This window comes from Micrococcus sp. HMSC067E09 (genome assembly GCF_001812555.1).
GTDB classification, from domain to species: Bacteria; Actinomycetota; Actinomycetes; order Actinomycetales; family Micrococcaceae; genus Micrococcus; species Micrococcus lylae.
The window spans coordinates 72,717-91,293 of the sequence record NZ_KV809417.1 but is presented as its reverse complement, the minus strand read 5'-3'; the positions used below and the strand labels follow the sequence as shown (position 1 = coordinate 91,293).

Sequence of the window (18,577 nt, the reverse complement as noted above, 5' to 3'; positions counted from 1 at the left end):
GAGCCGGCCGAGCCTCGCTCAAGGAGTAGCGGGGTATTGCGGGACCGGCAGGATGGTCGCCCCCGCGCCATCGATACGGATGGCACGGGGGCGACGTCGCGAGCGGACGCGGCTGCTGCAGGCCGTGACGGGCGTCAGTGCTGGTGGTCGTCCTCGTCGTCCTCCGGCTTGTCCGCCACGAGGGTCTCGGTGGTGAGCACCAGGGCGGCGATGGAGGCGGCGTTGGCCAGGGCCGAACGGGTCACCTTCACCGGGTCGACCACGCCGTCGGCGATCAGGTCTCCGTACACGCCGGTCTTGGCGTTGAAGCCCTGGTTGGGCTCCATCTCCGCAACCTTGGAGACGACCACGTAGCCGTCCTCCCCGGCGTTCTGGGCGATCCAGCGCAGCGGCTGCTTCAGGGCCTTGCGGACGATGTCCACACCCACGAGCGCGTCGTCGGTCAGCCCCTGGACGGCCTCGTCCTCGTCCAGGACGGCCAGGGCGTTGATGAGGGCGGTGCCGCCGCCGGCGACGATGCCCTCCTCCAGGGCCGCACGGGTGGAGGACACGGCGTCCTCGATGCGGTGCTTGCGCTCCTTGAGCTCCACCTCGGTGGCGGCGCCCACGCGGATCACGCCGACGCCGCCGGCGAGCTTGGCCAGGCGCTCCTGGAGCTTCTCCCTGTCCCAGTCAGAGTCGGTGGCGGCGGCCTCGGCCTTGATCTGGGCCACACGGGCCTCCACCTCGTCGGCGGCGCCGCCGCCGTCCACGATGGTGGTGGAGTCCTTGGTGACGGTGACGCGGCGGGCGGTGCCCAGCACGTCCAGGTCGGCCTGCTCCAGCTTCATGCCCAGGTCCGGGGAGACCACCTGGGCGCCGGTGAGGATCGCGATGTCCTGCATCATCGCCTTGCGGCGGTCGCCGAAGCCCGGAGCCTTCACGGCCACCACGTTCAGGGTGCCGCGGATCTTGTTGACCACCAGGGTGGAGAGGGCCTCGCCCTCGACGTCCTCGGCGATCACGAACAGCGGCTTGTTGGACTGCAGGACCTTCTCCAGCAGGGGCAGCAGCTCCTGCACGTTGGAGATCTTGCCGGAGTTGATGAGCACGTAGGCGTCCTCGAGGACGGCCTCCTGGCGCTCGGCGTCGGTCACCATGTACGGGGACAGGAAGCCCTTGTCGAACTGCATGCCCTCGGTCACGTCCAGCTCGGTGGAGGTCGTGGAGGACTCCTCGATGGTGATGACGCCGTCGGTGCCGACGGTGTCGAAGGCGCGGGCCAGCAGCTCGCCGACCTCGTCGTTCTGGGCGGAGATGGCGGCCACGTGGGCCACCTCCTTGCCCGCGACCGGGCGGGCGTTCTCGAGCAGGCGGCGCTCGACGGCGGCCACGGCGGTCGCGATGCCCTTCTTGACCTCGTTCGGGGCGGCACCGGCGGCCACCTGGCGCATGCCCTCGTTCACGAGGGCCTGGGCCAGGACGGTGGCGGTGGTGGTGCCGTCGCCGGCGATGTCGTTGGTCTTGGTGGCGACCTCCTTGGCGAGCTGGGCGCCCATGTTCTCGTAGGGGTCGTCCAGCTCCACCTCACGGGCGATGGTCACGCCGTCGTTGGTGATGGTGGGCGCGCCCCAGGCCTTGTCCAGGACGACGTTGCGGCCCTTGGGGCCGAGGGTGACCTTGACGGTGTCGGCGAGCTTGTCGATGCCGGCCTGGAGGGCGCGGCGTGCGTCGTCGTTGAAAGCCAGCTGCTTGGCCATGACGGACGCTCCTTTCATTCAGGGAGTCAGAGGGTGCGAAGACGCGAGGGGCCCGGGGCGCGCGCACCGGTGCGGTGCGCGCCGCTCGCCGGGCCCGTCGCGGCGGGTCACTTGGTGACGACAGCCAGCACGTCGCGGGCGGAGAGCACCAGGTACTCCTCGCCGTTCACCTTCACCTCGGTGCCGCCGTACTTGGAGTACAGGACGACGTCGCCCTCGGCGACGTCCACCGGCACGCGGTTGCCGTTCTCGGCGACGCGGCCCGGGCCGACGGCCACGACCTGGCCCTCCTGCGGCTTCTCCTTGGCGGTGTCCGGGATCACGAGGCCGGACGCGGTGGTCTGCTCGGCCTCGAGCGGGCGGACAACGATGCGGTCCTCGAGGGGCTTGATGGAGACAGACATGCTGCACACTCCTTCTTCTTCGACTCGTCACTGCCGAACCGTCGTCGCGGGTGCCGGATGGCAGAGGTGTTCTGGATTCTTGGCACCCGGAGGGCCCGAGTGCCAACACCCATGACTCTAGGAACCCGCCTGGCACTCGGTCAAGGCGAGTGCCAGCTGTCCGCTGAGGGCGTGCACGCGCGCCTGCCGGCGCCCTCGCCGGGGCACGACGACGCCCCCTCGCCTCCGTCCGTCCCCGCACCGGGGCGAGGAGGAAGGGACGGGGAGGGGGGCCGTCGTCGCCGACGCAGTGCTCAGTAGTAGACGGCGAGCGGGCCGGCCGGGCCGTCCACGACCTCGAAGGGGGTGTGGAAGATGCCCTGGAGCACGTCCGGGCGCATGATCTCGGCCGGGGTGCCGACCGTGGAGACCCGGCCGTCGTTCATGGCGACGATCTGGTCCGCATAGGCGGCGGCGAAGTTGATGTCGTGCATGACGATCACCACGGTGCGGCCGAGGACGTCCGCGGTGCGGCGCAGCTGCTTCATCATCTGCACCGAGTGCTGCATGTCCAGGTTGTTCAGCGGCTCGTCCAACAGCACGTAGTCCGTGTCCTGCGCCAACACCATGGCCACGTAGGCCCGCTGGCGCTGACCGCCGGAGAGCTGGTCCAGGTAGCGGTTCTCATACGCGGTGAGATTGAGGAAGTCGATGGCCTCGGAGATGTACTTCTCGTCCTCCACCGTGATGCGGCCCCTGGAGTACGGGTAGCGGCCGAAGCCCACCAGCTGGCGGACCGTGAGGCGGGTGATGAAGTGGTTCTCCTGACGCAGGATCGCCAGGGTCTTCGCCAGCTCCCGGGACGAGGTGCCGGTGATGTCCCTGCCGTTCACCGTGATGGTGCCGGAGTCCACCTCCTGGAGGCGGCCCATCATGGTGAGCACGGTGGACTTGCCGGCGCCGTTGGGGCCGACCAGGGCGGTCACGCCGCCGGCGGGGATCTCGAAGGACACCGGGCCGATGGTCGTCTCGGCGCCGTAGGTCTTGGAGACGTTCTCGAGGGTGATCACAGGCGGCCCTTCCGCATGATGACGAACAGGAAGACGAGTCCGCCCACGAGCTCGATGATCACCGTCACCGCGCCCTGGGCGTAGAAGACGTGCCGCAGCACGAAGTAGGCGGTGGAGAGGATCGCATAGCCGATGAGGAACGCGACCGGCAGCACCAGCCGATGGTCGTAGGTGTCCGTGGCCGAGTAGGCCAGGGTGGCCACGAGGAACCCGAGGAAGGTCATCGGGCCGATCAGTGAGGTGGTCATGGACATGAGCACGGACACCAGGAAGAGCGAGACCATGACCTCCCGCTTGTGGTTCAGCCCCAGGTTGTTGGTCACGTCTGCACCGAGCGCCACCAGGTTCATGCGGCGGGCCCGCAGCCAGATCACCAGGCCGGTCACCGCGACGATCGGGATGACGTACTTCAGGTTGGCCGTGTCCGCGTTGCCGATGTTGCCGAACAGGCGGGCGGTGAGCAGGTCGAACTCGTTGGGGTCCATGATGCGCTGCATGAAGGAGGACAGCGAGCCGAGGCCGCCGCCGATCACGACGCCCACCAGCAGCATGATGTGGATCGATCCGAGCCGGCCGGAGAGCAGCCACGTGTAGAGCGCCGTGGCGAACAGGACCATGGCGCCGGCCTGGAGGAAGAACTGCGCTCCCCCGGCGAAGAGCGTCAGGCCCGCGGCGCCCAGGAAGAAGACGGTGGCGGTCTGGATGACCGTGTACAGGGCTTCGAAGCCCATGATCGAGGGCGTGATGATCCGGTTGCCCGTGGCGGTCTGGAAGGAGACCGTGGCGAAGGCCTGGCAGAACGCGACGACGGCGATCACCACCAGCGCGTCCATGCGCATGCCGACGATCAGCTCGAAGGCCCGGGTGCCCGGGGCGGCCTTGTTGTCCCAGAGCAGGATGCCGAGGGTGGAGCCGGCCGAGACCAGCACGAGCGCCGCGACCAGCAGGATGTACCGGGTGCGGTGGCGGGAGTCGGTGAACGGCCCGGACTGGCGCGGCCTGTCCGCCGTGGAGGCGGGGGCCTGCACGGAGTCCGGTCCGGCGCTGGAGGTCTTGAGCACGTCAGGCACCGCGGCGCCTCCTCACGAGCAGGAACACGAAAACGCCGGCGCCGACGATGCCCAGGATGACGGACACGGGCACCTCGAACGGGGCGATGACCACGCGGGCGAGGATGTCGCAGACGCCCACGATCCACACGCCGACCATGCACACCCACGGCAGGTTCGACCGCAGGTCGTCGCCGCGGACCATGGACACCAGGTTCGGCACCACGAGCCCGAGGAACGGCAGGGAGCCGATGACCACGGTGGTCACGCCGGTCACCAGCGCCACCATGGTGACGCCGGTGAAGACCACCGCCGTGTAGTTGAGGCCGACGTTCGTGGCGATGTCCTTGCCGAGGCCCGCCACGGTGAAGCGGTCGGCGATCACGAACACGGCCACGAGGACCACGAGGGTGGCCCACATCGGCAGGTAGCGGCTGCCGACGACGGACGTGAAGGAGCCGTTGAACCACTGCCCCACCTGCTGGAGCATGTCCGTCTCCAGGGCCAGGAACGTGGAGGCCGCCCCCACGACGGCGCCGAGCATGATGCCCACGATCGGCACGATCAGCGAGGACTTCAGGGTCACCCGCCGCAGGAAGAGGAAGAACACGAGCGTGCCCACCAGCGCGAACACGATGGCCCCGACCATGCGGACCATCAGCGGGGCGCCCGGGAACAGGATCAGCGTGATGAGCAGGCCCAGGCCCGCCCACTCGGTGGTGCCCGTGGTGGTGGGCTCCACGAACCTGTTCTGCGTCATCAGCTGCATCACCAGGCCGGCCATCGCCATCGCGGATCCGGCGAGCACGAGGGAGACCGTGCGCGGGACGCGGGTGGTCTGGAACATCGCCCAGCCGCCCTCGGCGTTGACCACGTCGTAGACGCCCACGAAGAGGGACGTCACCACCACCGCCAGGGTGATCAGTCCACCGACCAGCAGGGGCCAGGTGCGCTGCCACCGGGTCTTGGGCCGCCGTGCCGGCACCGGGGGGACCCAGCAGAAGCGGTCGTCACCGTCCGCGGCGCGGGCCATGGGGTCACGGCGAAGCGCCGGGTCCGCTGCCGGACCCGGCGCCTGCGTGCTCGTGTGAGCGGAGGTCATGCCTTGCTCCCGAACGCGTCTGCGATCTCGTTCATGAGGGTCGTGTAGTTCTGGATGTCCTCAGTGAGGTAGAAGTTGTTCGGCAGGTAGATGATCTGATCCTCCTTCACCGCCGTGACGTCCTTCAGGACCGGGGACTGCTTGATGAGCTCCTCCGCGGTGGAGTAGTCCGCCTCCTTCGAGGCGCTCGTGGCCGCGTCGCGATCCATCACGATGATCCAGTCCGGGTTCGACTGCGCGATGGCCTCGACCGAGATGTCGTCTCCCATGTGGTTGGTCGAGCCGTCCTGCTCCAAGGACGGGGTCAGGCCGAGGATGTCGAACACCGGGCCGACCGCGCGGCCGGTGCTCGGGGCCGCGTAGGCGAGGTTGCCGCCGGAGGCGATCAGGCCCATCACGGTCTGGTCCTTGTCATAGGCGTCCTTGGCGCGCTCGATGGAGGCGTCGAAGTCCTCGATCAGCTTCTTCGCGTCGTCCTGGTGGCCGAAGACCTCGCCGAGCAGGGTGGTGTGCTGCTTCAGGGCCTCGTCCATCCGGAAGTCCTCGGCCTCGGTGTCGATGTTCGTGTCCACGAGGGCGGCCTCCGGGGCCAGGCCCTTGATGTCCTCCTTCATGCTGGAGAACCGCTGGCCGTTGATGATCAGGTCCGGCTCGGCGGTGACGAAGCCCTCCATGTCCGGCTCGCGATGGGAGCCGAGGTCGTAGACGTCGTCGTTCTCCTCATAGGAGACCCCCGTGCCGTTCATGAGCGCACGAGGCGCGGCGGAGAGCTCGATGCCCCAGTCGTCCAGGGTGCGGAAGGAGCGGTTGTCCGTGGCGATGACGCTCTTCGGGTCCTCGGGCAGCGTGACCTCGTCGCCGGCCATGTCCGTGACGGTGGCGGCGGGGGTGCCCTGCTCTGCCTGCGAGGCGGAGGCGGAGGAGCCGCTGCTCGTGGAGGCGGAGTCCCCTCCTGCGCAGGCGGACAGCGCCAGGAGGGCGGCGGCGGAGAGGGCGAGGGCGCCGGTGGCGCGCTGGCGGAAGAAGGCCATGGAAGTGGTCCCTTTTCGTGACGGGCCGGATTCAAGGTCCGGCGGTTGATGAGTGTGATGACGAGGCCCTTAGGTCAGGCATGCCTTACCTCGCCCGATTAGCGTACATGACTGTTTCGTATTGACCCAAACGAACTGCCGCAGGTCACATCAACCCCTTCTGACCTGGGCGTGTGCTGAAAAATCGGCGCCCGACGGGCGAGGGAGTCCACGCCGTGCCTCTACAGCGGCGTCACCTCGAGAGCCACCTTGGCCTCACCGACCCGGGCCAGCACCAGCGTCGCGTGCCGTCCCCCGGCCCGTCCCGACGACGGCCCCGCCGCCGCCTTGGACCTGGCCGCCTTCTTCTTCCCTCCGCCTCCCAGCAGCTGGGCTCGCAGCTGCTCCGGGGTGACCGAGACGCCGCGCTTCTTCACGTCCAGACGGGTCACTGCGGCCTCTCGGGCCCACCGCTTGAGGTGCTTGATGTTCAGCGGGTGGACGGCCTCGATGCGGTAGCCGTCGGCGAGGCCGGTCCGCAGCGCGTCGTCGGCGACGAGGTACGCGAGGTGGGCGTCGAGCATCCGGGGGCGGTGGCCGCCGTCGTGCCAGCGGGCACCGAGGTCGGAGACGAGCCCGGCGCGGATGACCGCACCGTCCGGTTCGTAGAGGACGGCACCGGGCAGGGCGGCCAGCCCCGCCTCGCCGACCTCGTCGAGCTCCGGCGAGCCGTCCCGGTCCACGGCGCTGACGATCTCCGCCGAGGCGCCGGCACGCTCGCCGCGCGTGCGCAGCACCAGGGCGGCCCGGCGGACACCGGGGCGCGCCAGGGAGCCGGTGTAGAGGCAGACCTCGGTGACCTCGCCGTCCGCGGAGACCCACTGCGCCTCCGCACCGGCGGGGACGGTTCCGTGCGGCAGGCCGGGGCCGAGCTTCACGGCCAGACGGTGACCGGCCTCCGCGAGCGCGAAGACGTCGGTCAGAGTCGGTGAGAACGCCTCCGGATCGAACACCCGGGAGGCGGATGCGGCGCCGGTGACCTGACGCCGGGCCGGGTCGAGCCAGAGGGCATCGACCTGCCCGGCATGGGCCGCCGCCCAGGCGATGCCGTCAGCGTGGAGGACCTCGGCGCGGGGACTGCCCGCGAGGTTCGCGGCGGCGGCCGCGGCCACCGTGGCGTCCCGCTCCACCGCGGTCACGCGCAGGCCTGCGCGGGCGAAGGCGAGGGCGTCCGCCCCGATGCCGCAGCCCAGGTCCGCCACATGCCGCACCCCTGCTGCGGCCAGGCGGGAGGCGTGGTGCTCTGCCACCACCAGGCGTGTGGCCTGCTCGAGCCCGTCACGGGTGAGCAGCAGCTCCCAGGCCTGCGGGCCCAACTTGGCGGCGGCCTTCGCCCGCAGAGACAGCTGGGTGAGCACGGCGGCCACCGTCTCGGCGGAGTGGCCGGCCGCCCGCAGGCGGGAGGAGGTCGCCAGCGGGTCCGCGGCGTCCTCGGCCCGCAGCGTGTCCAGCAGCGCCCGCCCCTCCGGGTCGAGGACGGGGGCGAGCACCGTGGCGTCCGGGACCGAGTCCGCGGCGGCGGGACGGGAGGTCGACACGCACATGGACCCCACTCTACGGACGCCTTCGGCCAGGGCCGACGTCTACGGACGCGTTCAGCCAGGACCGACGGCGGGCCGACCCCGGCGCACCGACGCCCCCGGACGCCGCCCGTGCGGCTGCCCTGCATGCACCTGCCCCGCCGTCCCCCAGGCCCTCTTGTCCTCCAGCCCCGCCGCCCCCAGGCCCCGCCGCCCCTGAGGTCACGGGGGTCCAGGTCACAGGGGATCCAGGTCACAGGCGCCACCAGGGCGGCCGGGCCGACCGTAGGATGTCCGCATGACTCTGGACTTCGCACACTCCGACCAGTCCACCCTCGGCATCGAGTGGGAACTGGCCCTCGTGGACGCGGCCACCGGAGACCTGCGCGCCGAAGCGCCGCAGGTGATCGAGGCCATGGCCCGGGCCGCCGGCCTCGAGGACGCGGAGGACAACCCGCACGTCACCGCCGAGCTGCTGGAGAACACGGTGGAGCTCGTGACCGGCGTACACCGCACCGTGGACTCGGCCGTCACCGAGCTCGGCGCGATCGCCGGAGACGTGCTGTCCGCCGCCGAGGCCCGCGGCCTGCACCTGTACTGCCAGGGCTCGCATCCTTTCGCCGAGCCCTACATGCAGAAGGTGACGGACAAGGAGCGCTACGGGCGCATGGTCGAGCTGACGCAGTACTGGGGCCGGCAGATGCTCATCTTCGGCGTGCACGTGCACGTCGGCCTGGACGACGTCTCCAAGGCCATGCCCGTCGTCAACGGCCTGGTGAACCGCTTCCCACACCTTCTGGCGCTGTCCGCCTCCTCCCCCTTCTGGGCCGGCCTGGACACCGGCTACCAGTCCCAGCGCACGCTGGTGTTCCAGCAGCTGCCCACCGCGGGCCTGCCGTTCCAGTTCGAGGAGTACGACGAGTTCGTCGCGTGCGTGGAGGACATGGTCTCCTCCGGGATGATCGAGGATGCCACGGAGTGCCGCTGGGACGTCCGCGCGGTGCCGCGCCTGGGCACGGTGGAGATGCGGGTGTGCGACGGCATGGCGGCCCTCGAGGAGATCGGTGCCGTCGCCGCCCTGACCCAGTGCCTGGTCCACGACCTCGCCGCCTCCCTGGAGCGGGGCGCCACCGTTCCGGTGCTCCCCCCGTGGTACTCGCAGGAGAACAAGTGGCGCGCCGCCCGGTACGGCATGGATGCGAAGGTCATCATCGCCCCGGACGGCACCAAGGCTCCGGTGGGCGAGCACCTGTCCGACGAGCTGGACCGCCTGGCCCCGGTGGCCCGTGAGCTCGGCTGCGAGGAGCAGCTGGCCCACGTGCACACCATGATGGCGGAGAACGCCGCACACCGGCAGCGCCGCATCGAGCAGGAGGCCTCCGCCGTCCCGCCGGCCGAGGGGCAGGACCAGGACGACCACGTCGCCCCGCTGCGCGCAGTGGTGCGCGACGCCGCGGCCCGCACCCGCCGGTCCCTGCACGCCGCGCAGGGACGGGCCGACTGAGTCTCAGACGCTGACGACCTGGACCGGAAGCCCCGGGTCCGCACCGAGCCCGGCCGGAGACGGTGCCACGCCGTCCATGACGAGGCGCGCGCCGAGCGCCGCGACCATCGCGCCGTTGTCCGTGCAGAGGGTCACCGGCGGGACGGTCAGCTCAATGCCGGCGGAGCGGCAGCGGTCCGCCAGCAGCCCGCGCAGACGGGAGTTCGCGGCCACGCCGCCGCCGAGCAGCAGGTGCCGGATCCCGTGCTCGCGGCAGGCGCGCACGGCCTTCGCGGTGATCACGTCCGCCACGGCCTCCTGGAAGGACGCGGCGATGTCCGCGGCGGGCACCTGCATGTCCCGGGCCTCGAACTGCTCCACTGCGCGGGAGACGGCGGTCTTCAGTCCGGAGAAGGACCAGTCGTGCCGGTGCTTCCCCGGCTCCTGTGCCGAGCCGACGAACTTGCCGGCGGTGAGTCCGCGCGGGAAGCGGAAGGACGTGGGGTCGCCCTCCTTCGCCATGCGGTCGATCACGGGGCCGCCGGGGTATCCGGCGCCGATGAGCCGGGCGACCTTGTCATAGGCCTCGCCGGCGGCATCGTCGATGGTGGAGCCCAGCAGGGTGACGTCCGTGCTGAGGGAGTCCACCTTGAGGATCTCGGTGTGGCCGCCGGAGACCAGCAGTGCGCCGAGGTCCTCGGGCAGGGCATCGCCCCACGCCTCGGGTCGGACGCCGTCGATCAGGCCGACGCCCACGTGCGCCACGAGGTGGTTGATGCCGTAGAGCGGCTTGCCGGCGGCGGCCGCCAGGGCCTTGGCACCGGAGACGCCGACCATGAGGGCGCCGGCCAGGCCCGGCCCGGCGGTCACGGCGATCGCGTCCAGCTCGTCCAGGGTGACGTCGGCGGCCTCGAGCGCACGGCGGATGGTCGGGATGAGCGCCTGCAGGTGCGCACGGGCCGCGATCTCCGGGATGACGCCGCCGAAGCGGACGTGCTCCTCCACCGAGGAGGCGACCTCATGGGCCAGCAGCCGCGTGCCGCGCACGATGCCCACGCCGGTCTCGTCGCAGGAGGTCTCGATGCCGAGCACGAGCGGGGAGCAGGAGGTGGTGGGCATGGCTGTCATCCTACGTCCGTCCCCTCTGCGGTCCTGTGCGCCTGCGCGGCCGTCGCCCGGTCCGCGGCGGTCAGCTCCCGGCGCAGGATCAGGGCGTCCTCGCCGCCGGGGTAGTACCGGCGGCGGGTGTGGATGTGGGCGAACCCGTGCCGCTCGTAGAGGCGGCGGGCCGGCTCGTTGGAGGCGCGGACCTCGAGCATCAGGGCCTCTGCGCCGCGGTGGGCGGCTTCGGCGACCATCCAGGCCAGCTGCGCGGCACCCAGGCCGCGGCCCTGGGCCTCGGGGACGGTGCCGATGGTCTGCACGTCCGCCATGTCCCCGGCGACCATGATGCCGCCGTAGCCGACGATGTCCCCCGGGTTCTGGCCGGCCGCGGCGTCCGCGGTCTCGTCCCGGACGACCACACGGTAGTCGCGGGTGGTGGGGCGCCCGGCCAGGTCCTCCGCCCCGTGGGGTCCGGACTGCGCGAGCTCGGCCTGATAGAACTCCGGCGGCCACGCGTCCAGCGGGAAGAGGACCTGCTCGTGCTGCAGCACCTCAGGGACGTCCCAGACGGTCATCGGGCGGATCAGGAAGCCGGAGGGGACAACGACGGCCGCCTCGCCGCGGTCGGTCGGCCCGCCAGGGTGCGCCGTCGCCGGGCGCCCGGGGCCCTGCCCGTCGGACGGCCCGCCTGCGTGCTGGCCCTCCCCCATCAGGCGGAGGCCCGCTTGCGGGGGCCGGGGACCTTCGCATCCGACTCGCGCAGGTAGAGCGGGGTGAGCGGGCGCAGGCCGCGGCCGCGGCGCAGGGCCAACGCGGCGACCTCGCCGACGGCGGCCGCCTCGGGGACGGCGTCCTCCCAGCCCGGGACGGCACGCACCTGGTCCGGGTAGAGGCCGGCCCCGGCGCCGTAGACGGGCAGGTCCGTGACCTCGGCGGCGCCGGTGACGAAGGGTCCGTGCAGGGTGGTGGCCTGGCCGCCGACCTGCACGTGGTGGGACCAGTAGACCTCGCGGCGGCGGGCGTCGATGGCCACCACGTACTCCTCCACTCCCACGGAGAAGGCGTGGACGGCCGCGCGGTGCGCCAGAGCGTCCAGGCTGCAGACGCCGTGGACGGGCACGTCCCAGCCGAAGCCGAGGGCCTCGGCCGTGGCCAGGCCGGCGCGCAGTCCGGTGAAGGGACCGGGCCCGACCCCCACGGCGATGCCGTCCAGGTCCTTGCCGTCCACGCCGGCCTCGGCGAGGACCTGCTGCACCGCCGGGGTCAGGGCCTCGGCGTGGGAGGTGGTGTCTGCCGCCGTCCAGCAGGAACGGGTCTGACCGTCGGCCACGAGGGCGACCGAGGCGGCGGCGGAGGTGTCCAGGGCGAGCAGGGTGGGCATGCCGGCCAGTCTATGCCGGTCCCCTGCCGCCGGCTCCGTCGGCCAGGGCGGCGAGGTCTGCGCCGGCCCAGCGGGGGCCGTAGGCGCGGAGCACCACGGTGCGCGTCTCGTCGTCCCCGTCGCCGTCCTCATCCGAGAAGTCGGTGACGATGCCGCCGGAGGCGAGCGGGCCGTCGTCGTGGTCCTCCTCCAGGTCCAAGCCGGTGGCGCGGAGAAGGTGCAGGTCCAGCCAGGAGGCGTCCGGGTCCGCGGGGAACCCGGCGAGGGACTCGGCCAGGCCGCGGCCCCACTCGACCACGGTGACCGAGTGCGGCACGGACTCCTCCAGGTCCAGGTCCGTCAGCTCGGCGGCCGAGCGCAGGCGGTAGGCGTCCACATGGACCAGATCCGGGCCCCCGTGCTCGGCCGGGTGGATGCGGGAGAGCACGAAGGTGGGCGAGATGATCCCCTCGCGCACGCCGAGTCCGCGGCCCAGGCCCTGGGTGAACGTCGTCTTGCCGGCCCCGAGGTCGCCGGTGAGGACGAGGACGTCTCCGGCACGCAGCAGGCCGGCCAGCGCGGCCGCCAGGTCCCGGGTGGCCTCCGCGCCGGGCAGCGGCAGCTCCACGGTCTGCACCGGCTCCGGGGCACCGCGCAGCAGCGAGTCCACCTCGGCCGAGGGGTGCGCCGGTGCCGGGTGGGAGGCGGCGGTGGGCTTGTGCGGGTGCTCGGTCACGGGCGGCCCTCCGTGACGGCGGGCAGGTCGGCGGCGAGGGCCGGCGTGCCGTGGACGTGGATGCGCGTCAGGCGGGCGCCGAGGCGGGTGACGAGCTCGTAGTTGATGGTGCCGGCGGCCGCGGCCCAGGCGTCGGCGGGGATGCCGGAGGCAGGGCCGAACAGCTCGACCGGGGTCCCGACGCGTTCACCGGTCCGGGAGGCGTCCGCCGCGGGGCCGAGGTCCACGACCATCTGGTCCATGGCCACGCGGCCGACGACCTCGAGGCGGCGTCCGCCCACCTGCACGGGGGCGTGCGTCGCCACGCGGGGGACGCCGTCCGCGTAGCCCAGCGGGATCAGGCCGAGGCGGGTGGGACCGGCGGTGCGGTAGAGGTAGCCGTAGGAGACGCCCTGGTCCGCGGGGACCTCCTTGAGGTTGGCCAGGGACGTGCGCACGGACATGGCCGGACGCAGGCCGAGCTGCTCGGCCGAGGTGCCCTCGAACGGGGAGAGCCCGTAGATCCCGAGGCCGATGCGGACCATGTCCAGGTGGACGTCGTCTCGGGTCAGCGCCGCCGGGGTGTTCGCCAGATGCCGGATCACGGGTCGGTCCCCTCCGAGGCCGGCCGCCTGCAGCCGCTGGAACCCGGCGTGGAAGGCGGCCAGCTGGGCGTCGGTCTCGGCGGCCCGTGCGGGCTCGTCCGCCACGGCCAGGTGGGAGAACATGCCCTCCACGGACAGCACGCCCTCGGCCTGCAGGGCGGCGGCCCTGTCCACGAGCTGCGGCCACTGCGCGGCGGTGGCGCCGTTGCGGCCCAGGCCGGTGTCCAGCTTCAGGTGCACGCGAGCGGTGCGGCCGACCGCGCGGGCGGCGTCTGCGACGGCCTCCAGGTCCCAGCCGGAGACGCCCAGGGTGACGTCCGCGGCCACGGCGGCGGCGAAGTCCGTGTGGACGGTGTGCAGCCAGGCGAGGATCTCGCCGTCCACCCCGGCGGCGCGCAGGGCCAGGGCCTCGGAGACGTGGGCGACGCCGAGCCGGTCCGCCCCGGCGGCGAGCGCGGCCCGGGCCACCGGGGTGGCGCCGTGGCCGTAGGCGTCGGCCTTCACCACGGCCGTGAGCAGGGCACGGGTGCCGTCCGGTCGGGTGAGGCGCTCGCGCAGGGTGCGCACGTTGTGGGCGATCGCGTCCAGGTCCACCAGCGCGGCGCGCTCGGCGGGCGGCCCGGCGGGGCCCTCCGCTGTGGGCGCGGTGACGGCGCCGACGGGGTCGGCGGCGGTGGGGTTCTCGCTCATGGAGGCCTTCCAGGTGGTCACGGGCGCAGCGCCGGCGGACGGCCGGGCCGCTGCGGGGCGGTGTCGCTGCGGGTCGATGTCGATTCAAACAGGCCGGCGGCGGGCGGCCCGGTGCGCCGCGCGGTGAGGGCCGGACGCCACATCCGGCCCAGGACTGCGGCGACGGCCTCGTGCAGCTGGCTGGCGCGCACCAGGGTCTGCTGCTGCAGGCCGGCGGCGCCGGCGGCGTGCAGCCAGGCACCGGCGGCGGCGAGGGCGGCGGCCCGGTCCCCGTCCACCGGGGCGGTGTCCGGCCCCGAGGCGCCCTGGCGGCTCGGCCCGGACGATGCCTCGGCGGCCCGTTCCGCCCGTGCCACGGCCGCCGCCAGCACGGCGCCGAGGATGCCGGAGAGCACGTCCCCGCTGCCGGCGACGGCCAGCTCCGGCCCGCCCTCGCGCACGCACCACAGCGCACCGGACGGGGAGGCCACCAGCGTCTGCGGACCCTTGAGCAGGACCACCGCGCCGGTGGCCTCGGCGAAGTCCCGCAGGTCCTGCCCCGGACCCCGACGACGGCCGCTCGCCTCCGCCTCGCAGGTCGCCTCGGTCTGCCGGCCCAGCCGGCTGCCCAGACGCGCCCATTCCCCCGCGTGCGGAGTCAGGACGGCCTGCACGCCGGCCGCACGCAGGCGGTGCAGGTCCTCGGCGGTGACGAGCTCGAGGGCGGAGGCGTCCAGGACCACGGCGCCCCCGCGGCGCTGCACGGCCGCCTCGAGGACCGCGTCGAGGCGCGAACCGGCGGCGGCGTCCGTGTCCAGGCCGGGGCCGACGACCCAGGCATGGGTGCGCTCGGCGGCCGAGGGCTCAGTCCCGCCGACGACCTCGGGCCAGACGGTGAGGCACGCGGCGCGGACGGCGTCCGGGGCGGCCAGGTGCACCATCCCGGCGCCGGCGGCCAGGGCGCCGCCGGCGCACAGCAGCGCGGCCCCCGGGTAGCGCGGGGAGCCTGCGGCCACGCAGGCCAGACCACGGCGGTACTTGTGGGCGTCCGCCGCCGGGGCCGGCACCAGGGCGGCGGCCTGCGGGGCGTCCATGAGCTCCAGCCGTTCGCGGGGCTCGGTGGGCAGGTGCGGGCCGAGGCCGATGTCCACGACGTGCACGTCCCCGGAGGCGGCGGCACCGGGCCCGACGAGCAGGCCGTTCTTCAGGGCGCCGAAGGTGACGGTGGAGGAGGCGGAGAGGACCTCGCCGGCCACGTCGCCGGTGTCCGCGTCCACCCCCGTGGGCACGTCGCAGGCGACGACGGCGGCGCCGGCCGGGACGGCGCGGGCCGGAGACGGAAGGACGACCTCGCCGGTGGCGCCGGTGCCGAGGATGCCGTCGACCACCACGTCCGCGTCGGCGGGCAGGGCGTCGGCGAACCGGCCGCCTGCCGCGCGCAGGGCCGCCGCACCGGCCGCGTGGAGCCTCGGGGTTCCGTGCTCGTCCCGGCTCGTGGGGACCGCCGTACAGGCCACCCCGCGGCGGCGCAGGAAGGCCAGGGCCCACAGGGCGTCGCCGCCGTTGTTGCCCGAGCCGACCAGGGCGGCGACCACTGTGCCGGCCACCCGCCCCGTACGCTCGCGCAGCACGTCGAGCACATGCCCGGCCAACGCCCAGGCGGCGCGGCGCATCAGCTCGTCGCCGTGGCCGGCGTCCAGCAGCGGGCGCTCGGCCGCGCGCACGGCGGCGCCGGAGACGGCGAAGGAGTCGAGAGCACTCATGGGCGGGCCTCGGCGATGCAGTAGGCGACGGCCACCGGACCGTCGTGGCTGAGGGTCAGGTGCCAATCGGTCACGCCGAGCCGGTCCGCGCACTCCTGCACGGTGCCGGACAGGCGCACCTCCGGGCGGCCGTCCCCATGTTTCGGGCGCGGGACCTCACAGTGCTGCCACTGCATCCCGGCGGGGGCGCCGAGGGCCTTGGCGATCGCCTCCTTGGCCGCGAAGCGCGCGGCGAGGGAGGCCGTCGGAAGGTCACGCTCGGCCGGGGTGAACAGGCGCTCGCGCAGGGCCGGGGTGCGCTCCAGCTGGCGCTCGAAGCGGGCCACGTCCACGACGTCCACGCCGATGCCCACGATCATCCGTCAGTCCTTCCGCGTCGCGACGCCCGGGACGGACGTCTGTGCCGCCCAGTCTGCCGGATCGACCGTCCTGGCCGCCGAAGACGACGCACCTGCACCCGGCGGCCGCGGCGTGCCGGCGCACCCCGTCCAGGTCCAGCGCGCCCATGAGTCAGACCTGGCGCAGGACCACGGTCGAGCGGGGCGGCAGGTCCAGGACCTGGCCTGCGGTCACCTGCGGGCCGTGCTCCGCGCCGCCGCGCAGGCCCTCCGGGTCGAAGGTGCCGGAGGTGTCCACCACGACTTCCCACCGCCCCGGGAAGAACGGTCCGGGCAGGGTGTACGGCACCGGCTCCCACCACGCGTTCATGAGGATGTAGAAGTCCTTCTCCGCCACGCTCGGCTCCTGGTCCGCCTCCGGCACGGCGTGGCCGTTGAGGTAGAACGCGATCGAGCGGGCGCCCTCCTCCCAGTCCTCCTCGGTCTTGGCGGCGGCATCCGGCTGCAGCCACACGATGTCCGGCAGCGGGGCGTGGACGTCGCGGGCGGCGGGACGGCCGTCGAAGTGGCGGTGGCGGCGGAACACCGTGTGGTCCTTGCGCAGGCGCACCACCGAGGCGGTGAAGTCCACCAGGTCCTCGTCCGCCTCGTCCCAGTGGATCCAGGACAGCTCCGAGTCCTGGCAGTAGACGTTGTTGTTGCCGCGCTGGGTGCGGCCGAGCTCGTCGCCGTGGGAGATCATCGGCACCCCCTGGGACACCATGAGCGTGGCCAGGAAGTTGCGCTGCTGGCGGGCACGCAGGGCGTTGACCTCCGCGTCGTCCGTCTCCCCCTCCACGCCGCAGTTCCAGGACCGGTTGTGGGAGTCGCCGTCGTTGTTGTCCTCACCGTTGGCGTGGTTGTGCTTCTCGTTGTAGGAGACCAGGTCCCGCAGCGTGAAGCCGTCGTGGGCGGTGACGAAGTTGACCGAGGCGCCCGGAGTGCGGCCGTCGCCCTCGTAGAGGTCCGCCGAGCCGGTCAGGCGGGTGGCGAACTCGGAGAGGGTGCCCGGCTCACCGCGCCAGAAGTCGCGCACGGTGTCCCGGTACATGCCGTTCCACTCGGACCAGATGCCCGGGAAGTTGCCGACCTGGTAACCGCCCCAGCCCACGTCCCACGGCTCGGCGATCAGCTTCACCGTGCGCAGCACCGGGTCCTGCCGGACCACGTCGAAGAAGCCGGAGAGCATGTCCGGCCCCTGTTCGCCCTCCACCCGGGTGAGCGTGGTGGCCAGGTCGAAGCGGAAGCCGTCCACGTGCATCTCGGTGACCCAGTGGCGCAGCGAGTCCATGACCAGCTGCAGGGCCTTCGGGGAGGACAGGTCCACCGAGTTCCCGGTGCCCGTGTAGTCCATGTAGTGGCGCTCGTCGCCCTCGACGAGGTGGTAGTAGCCCGGGTTGTCCACGCCGCGGAAGGACAGGGTCGGGCCCAGGTGGTTGCCCTCGGCGGTGTGGTTGTAGACCACGTCCAGGATGACCTCGAGGCCGGCGGCGTGCAGGTCCTTCACCATCTGCTTGAACTCACGGACCTGGCCGCCGAGCTCGTCGGTGGCGGCGTACGCGCGGTGCGGGGCGAAGTAGCCCAGCGTGTTGTAGCCCCAGTAGTTGGACAGGCCCTTGTCCTGGAGCGTGGAGTCGTTGACGAACTGGTGCACCGGCATCAGCTCGACGGCGGTCACGCCGAGGCGGTGGAAGTGCTCGATCACCCTCGGGTGCGCCATGCCGGCATAAGTGCCGCGCAGCTCCTCCGGCAGGTCCGGGTGCAGGGCGGTCATGCCCTTCACATGGGTCTCGTAGACGACCGTGTCCGACAGCTCGGTCTCCGGGCGCGCGTCGTCGCCCCAGTCGAAGTCGTCCTCCACCACCACGCCGAGCATGACGGCGCCCAGGCCGTCCGTGGTGTCCATGGTGTCCTCGTCCCCGAAGACGTAGGCGAACTGCTCCTGGCCCCAGCGGTGCTCGCCGTCCAGCGCCTGGGCATAGGGGTCCACGAGCAGCTTGTGCGGGTTGAACCAGTGGCCCTGCGCCGGCGCCCAGGGGCCGTGGACCCGGTAGCCGTACCGCTGGCCGTGGCCGACGCCGGGGACATAGGCGTGCCAGGTCGTGTCGTGGCGGTGGGTGACCTCGAGGCGTTCCTCGGAGCCGTCGTCGTGGACGAGGCACAGCTCGACCCGCTCGGCCTCACGGCCGACGGCGAGCGCGAAGTTGGTGCCCTGCTCGTCCGGGGTGGCGCCGAGGGGGTAGGGGCGGCCGGGCTCGATGGTGCGCATGGGTCTCCGTGGGGACGGTGGGCTGGGGTCTCGCGGACGGTCCGAGATCTGAGACGGACACGACCGGGTCCGGGCGCCTTGGCGCTCGGACGGGACTCATCGTAGTGCCCGCTGCCCGAGGTTCCCTGGACGGCGGGCGGCTGAGTCGCCCGGCGGCGGGCGGCAGGACGGACACACAGAGTTCAGGCGGCGTTGCCCCCTGGTCCACCTCCCATCACCGTCCTCTCATCCGGTGTTCCTAGCGTGGATGCCGTCGCCGGAGATCCCGGCGAGAAGCAGATGGACAGGACACTGCCGCC

At 72.6% G+C, this 18,577-nt stretch carries 16 protein-coding genes; 1 reads left to right on the top strand and 15 read right to left on the bottom strand.

The window, feature by feature from the left end:
- Positions 1-134: 134 nt before the first annotated feature.
- From groL to HMPREF2863_RS02150, 7 genes are all read right to left on the bottom strand, one after another.
- Positions 135-1,739: a chaperonin GroEL gene (groL, locus tag HMPREF2863_RS02180; RefSeq protein WP_070637601.1), complete on the bottom strand. Its 1,605-nt coding sequence runs from the start codon at positions 1,737-1,739 to the stop codon at positions 135-137.
- A gap of 107 nt (positions 1,740-1,846) precedes the next feature.
- Positions 1,847-2,143 (bottom strand): co-chaperone GroES, encoded by a 297-nt coding sequence (gene groES, locus HMPREF2863_RS02175; protein WP_067191682.1) that lies wholly within the window; start codon positions 2,141-2,143, stop codon positions 1,847-1,849.
- A gap of 293 nt (positions 2,144-2,436) precedes the next feature.
- Positions 2,437-3,192, bottom strand: coding sequence for an iron ABC transporter ATP-binding protein (locus HMPREF2863_RS02170; protein WP_067191680.1), 756 nt, complete (start codon positions 3,190-3,192; stop codon positions 2,437-2,439).
- On the bottom strand, positions 3,189-4,262 hold the full coding sequence (locus tag HMPREF2863_RS02165; RefSeq protein ID WP_246828800.1) for an iron chelate uptake ABC transporter family permease subunit: 1,074 nt from the start codon (positions 4,260-4,262) through the stop codon (positions 3,189-3,191). The genes HMPREF2863_RS02170 and HMPREF2863_RS02165 overlap by 4 nt, the downstream gene beginning before the upstream one ends.
- A complete protein-coding gene (locus tag HMPREF2863_RS02160) occupies positions 4,255-5,343 on the bottom strand; it encodes an ABC transporter permease (RefSeq protein ID WP_083315162.1) in 1,089 nt (362 codons plus the stop codon). The genes HMPREF2863_RS02165 and HMPREF2863_RS02160 overlap by 8 nt, the downstream gene beginning before the upstream one ends.
- Positions 5,340-6,374: a siderophore ABC transporter substrate-binding protein gene (locus tag HMPREF2863_RS02155; RefSeq protein ID WP_070637597.1), complete on the bottom strand. Its 1,035-nt coding sequence runs from the start codon at positions 6,372-6,374 to the stop codon at positions 5,340-5,342. Before HMPREF2863_RS02155 ends, HMPREF2863_RS02160 begins: the two co-directional genes overlap by 4 nt.
- A gap of 221 nt (positions 6,375-6,595) precedes the next feature.
- Positions 6,596-7,957 carry a class I SAM-dependent methyltransferase gene (locus HMPREF2863_RS02150; RefSeq protein WP_070637595.1) on the bottom strand — a complete coding sequence of 454 codons (1,362 nt, stop codon included), beginning with the start codon at positions 7,955-7,957 and terminating at the stop codon, positions 6,596-6,598.
- A gap of 274 nt (positions 7,958-8,231) precedes the next feature.
- Between HMPREF2863_RS02150 and HMPREF2863_RS02145 the strand changes: the two genes are divergently transcribed.
- Positions 8,232-9,437 carry a glutamate--cysteine ligase gene (locus tag HMPREF2863_RS02145; RefSeq protein WP_070637593.1) on the top strand — a complete coding sequence of 402 codons (1,206 nt, stop codon included), beginning with the start codon at positions 8,232-8,234 and terminating at the stop codon, positions 9,435-9,437.
- Positions 9,438-9,440: 3 nt separating this feature from the next.
- Here HMPREF2863_RS02145 and tsaD read toward each other — a convergent pair whose 3' ends face one another.
- The 8 genes from tsaD to glgX form a co-directional block, all read right to left on the bottom strand.
- Positions 9,441-10,535, bottom strand: coding sequence for a tRNA (adenosine(37)-N6)-threonylcarbamoyltransferase complex transferase subunit TsaD (gene tsaD / locus HMPREF2863_RS02140; RefSeq protein WP_070637591.1), 1,095 nt, complete (start codon positions 10,533-10,535; stop codon positions 9,441-9,443).
- A gap of 5 nt (positions 10,536-10,540) precedes the next feature.
- Complete coding sequence (locus HMPREF2863_RS02135) at positions 10,541-11,095, bottom strand: GNAT family N-acetyltransferase (protein WP_070637781.1); 555 nt, start codon at positions 11,093-11,095, stop codon at positions 10,541-10,543.
- A gap of 134 nt (positions 11,096-11,229) precedes the next feature.
- Positions 11,230-11,901 (bottom strand): tRNA (adenosine(37)-N6)-threonylcarbamoyltransferase complex dimerization subunit type 1 TsaB, encoded by a 672-nt coding sequence (tsaB, locus tag HMPREF2863_RS02130; protein WP_067191670.1) that lies wholly within the window; start codon positions 11,899-11,901, stop codon positions 11,230-11,232.
- A gap of 10 nt (positions 11,902-11,911) precedes the next feature.
- Positions 11,912-12,502: a tRNA (adenosine(37)-N6)-threonylcarbamoyltransferase complex ATPase subunit type 1 TsaE gene (tsaE, locus tag HMPREF2863_RS02125; RefSeq protein WP_082740105.1), complete on the bottom strand. Its 591-nt coding sequence runs from the start codon at positions 12,500-12,502 to the stop codon at positions 11,912-11,914.
- Between the two features lie 110 nt (positions 12,503-12,612).
- A complete protein-coding gene (gene alr / locus HMPREF2863_RS02120; RefSeq protein WP_083315178.1) occupies positions 12,613-13,890 on the bottom strand; it encodes an alanine racemase in 1,278 nt (425 codons plus the stop codon).
- A gap of 17 nt (positions 13,891-13,907) precedes the next feature.
- A complete protein-coding gene (locus HMPREF2863_RS02115; protein WP_070637589.1) occupies positions 13,908-15,632 on the bottom strand; it encodes an NAD(P)H-hydrate dehydratase in 1,725 nt (574 codons plus the stop codon).
- Positions 15,629-15,991, bottom strand: a complete 363-nt coding sequence (locus HMPREF2863_RS02110) for a holo-ACP synthase (RefSeq protein ID WP_070637587.1) — start codon at positions 15,989-15,991, stop codon at positions 15,629-15,631. Before HMPREF2863_RS02110 ends, HMPREF2863_RS02115 begins: the two co-directional genes overlap by 4 nt.
- A 151-nt stretch (positions 15,992-16,142) precedes the next feature.
- Positions 16,143-18,278 (bottom strand): glycogen debranching protein GlgX, encoded by a 2,136-nt coding sequence (glgX, locus tag HMPREF2863_RS02105; RefSeq protein ID WP_070637585.1) that lies wholly within the window; start codon positions 18,276-18,278, stop codon positions 16,143-16,145.
- Positions 18,279-18,577: the final 299 nt, after the last annotated feature.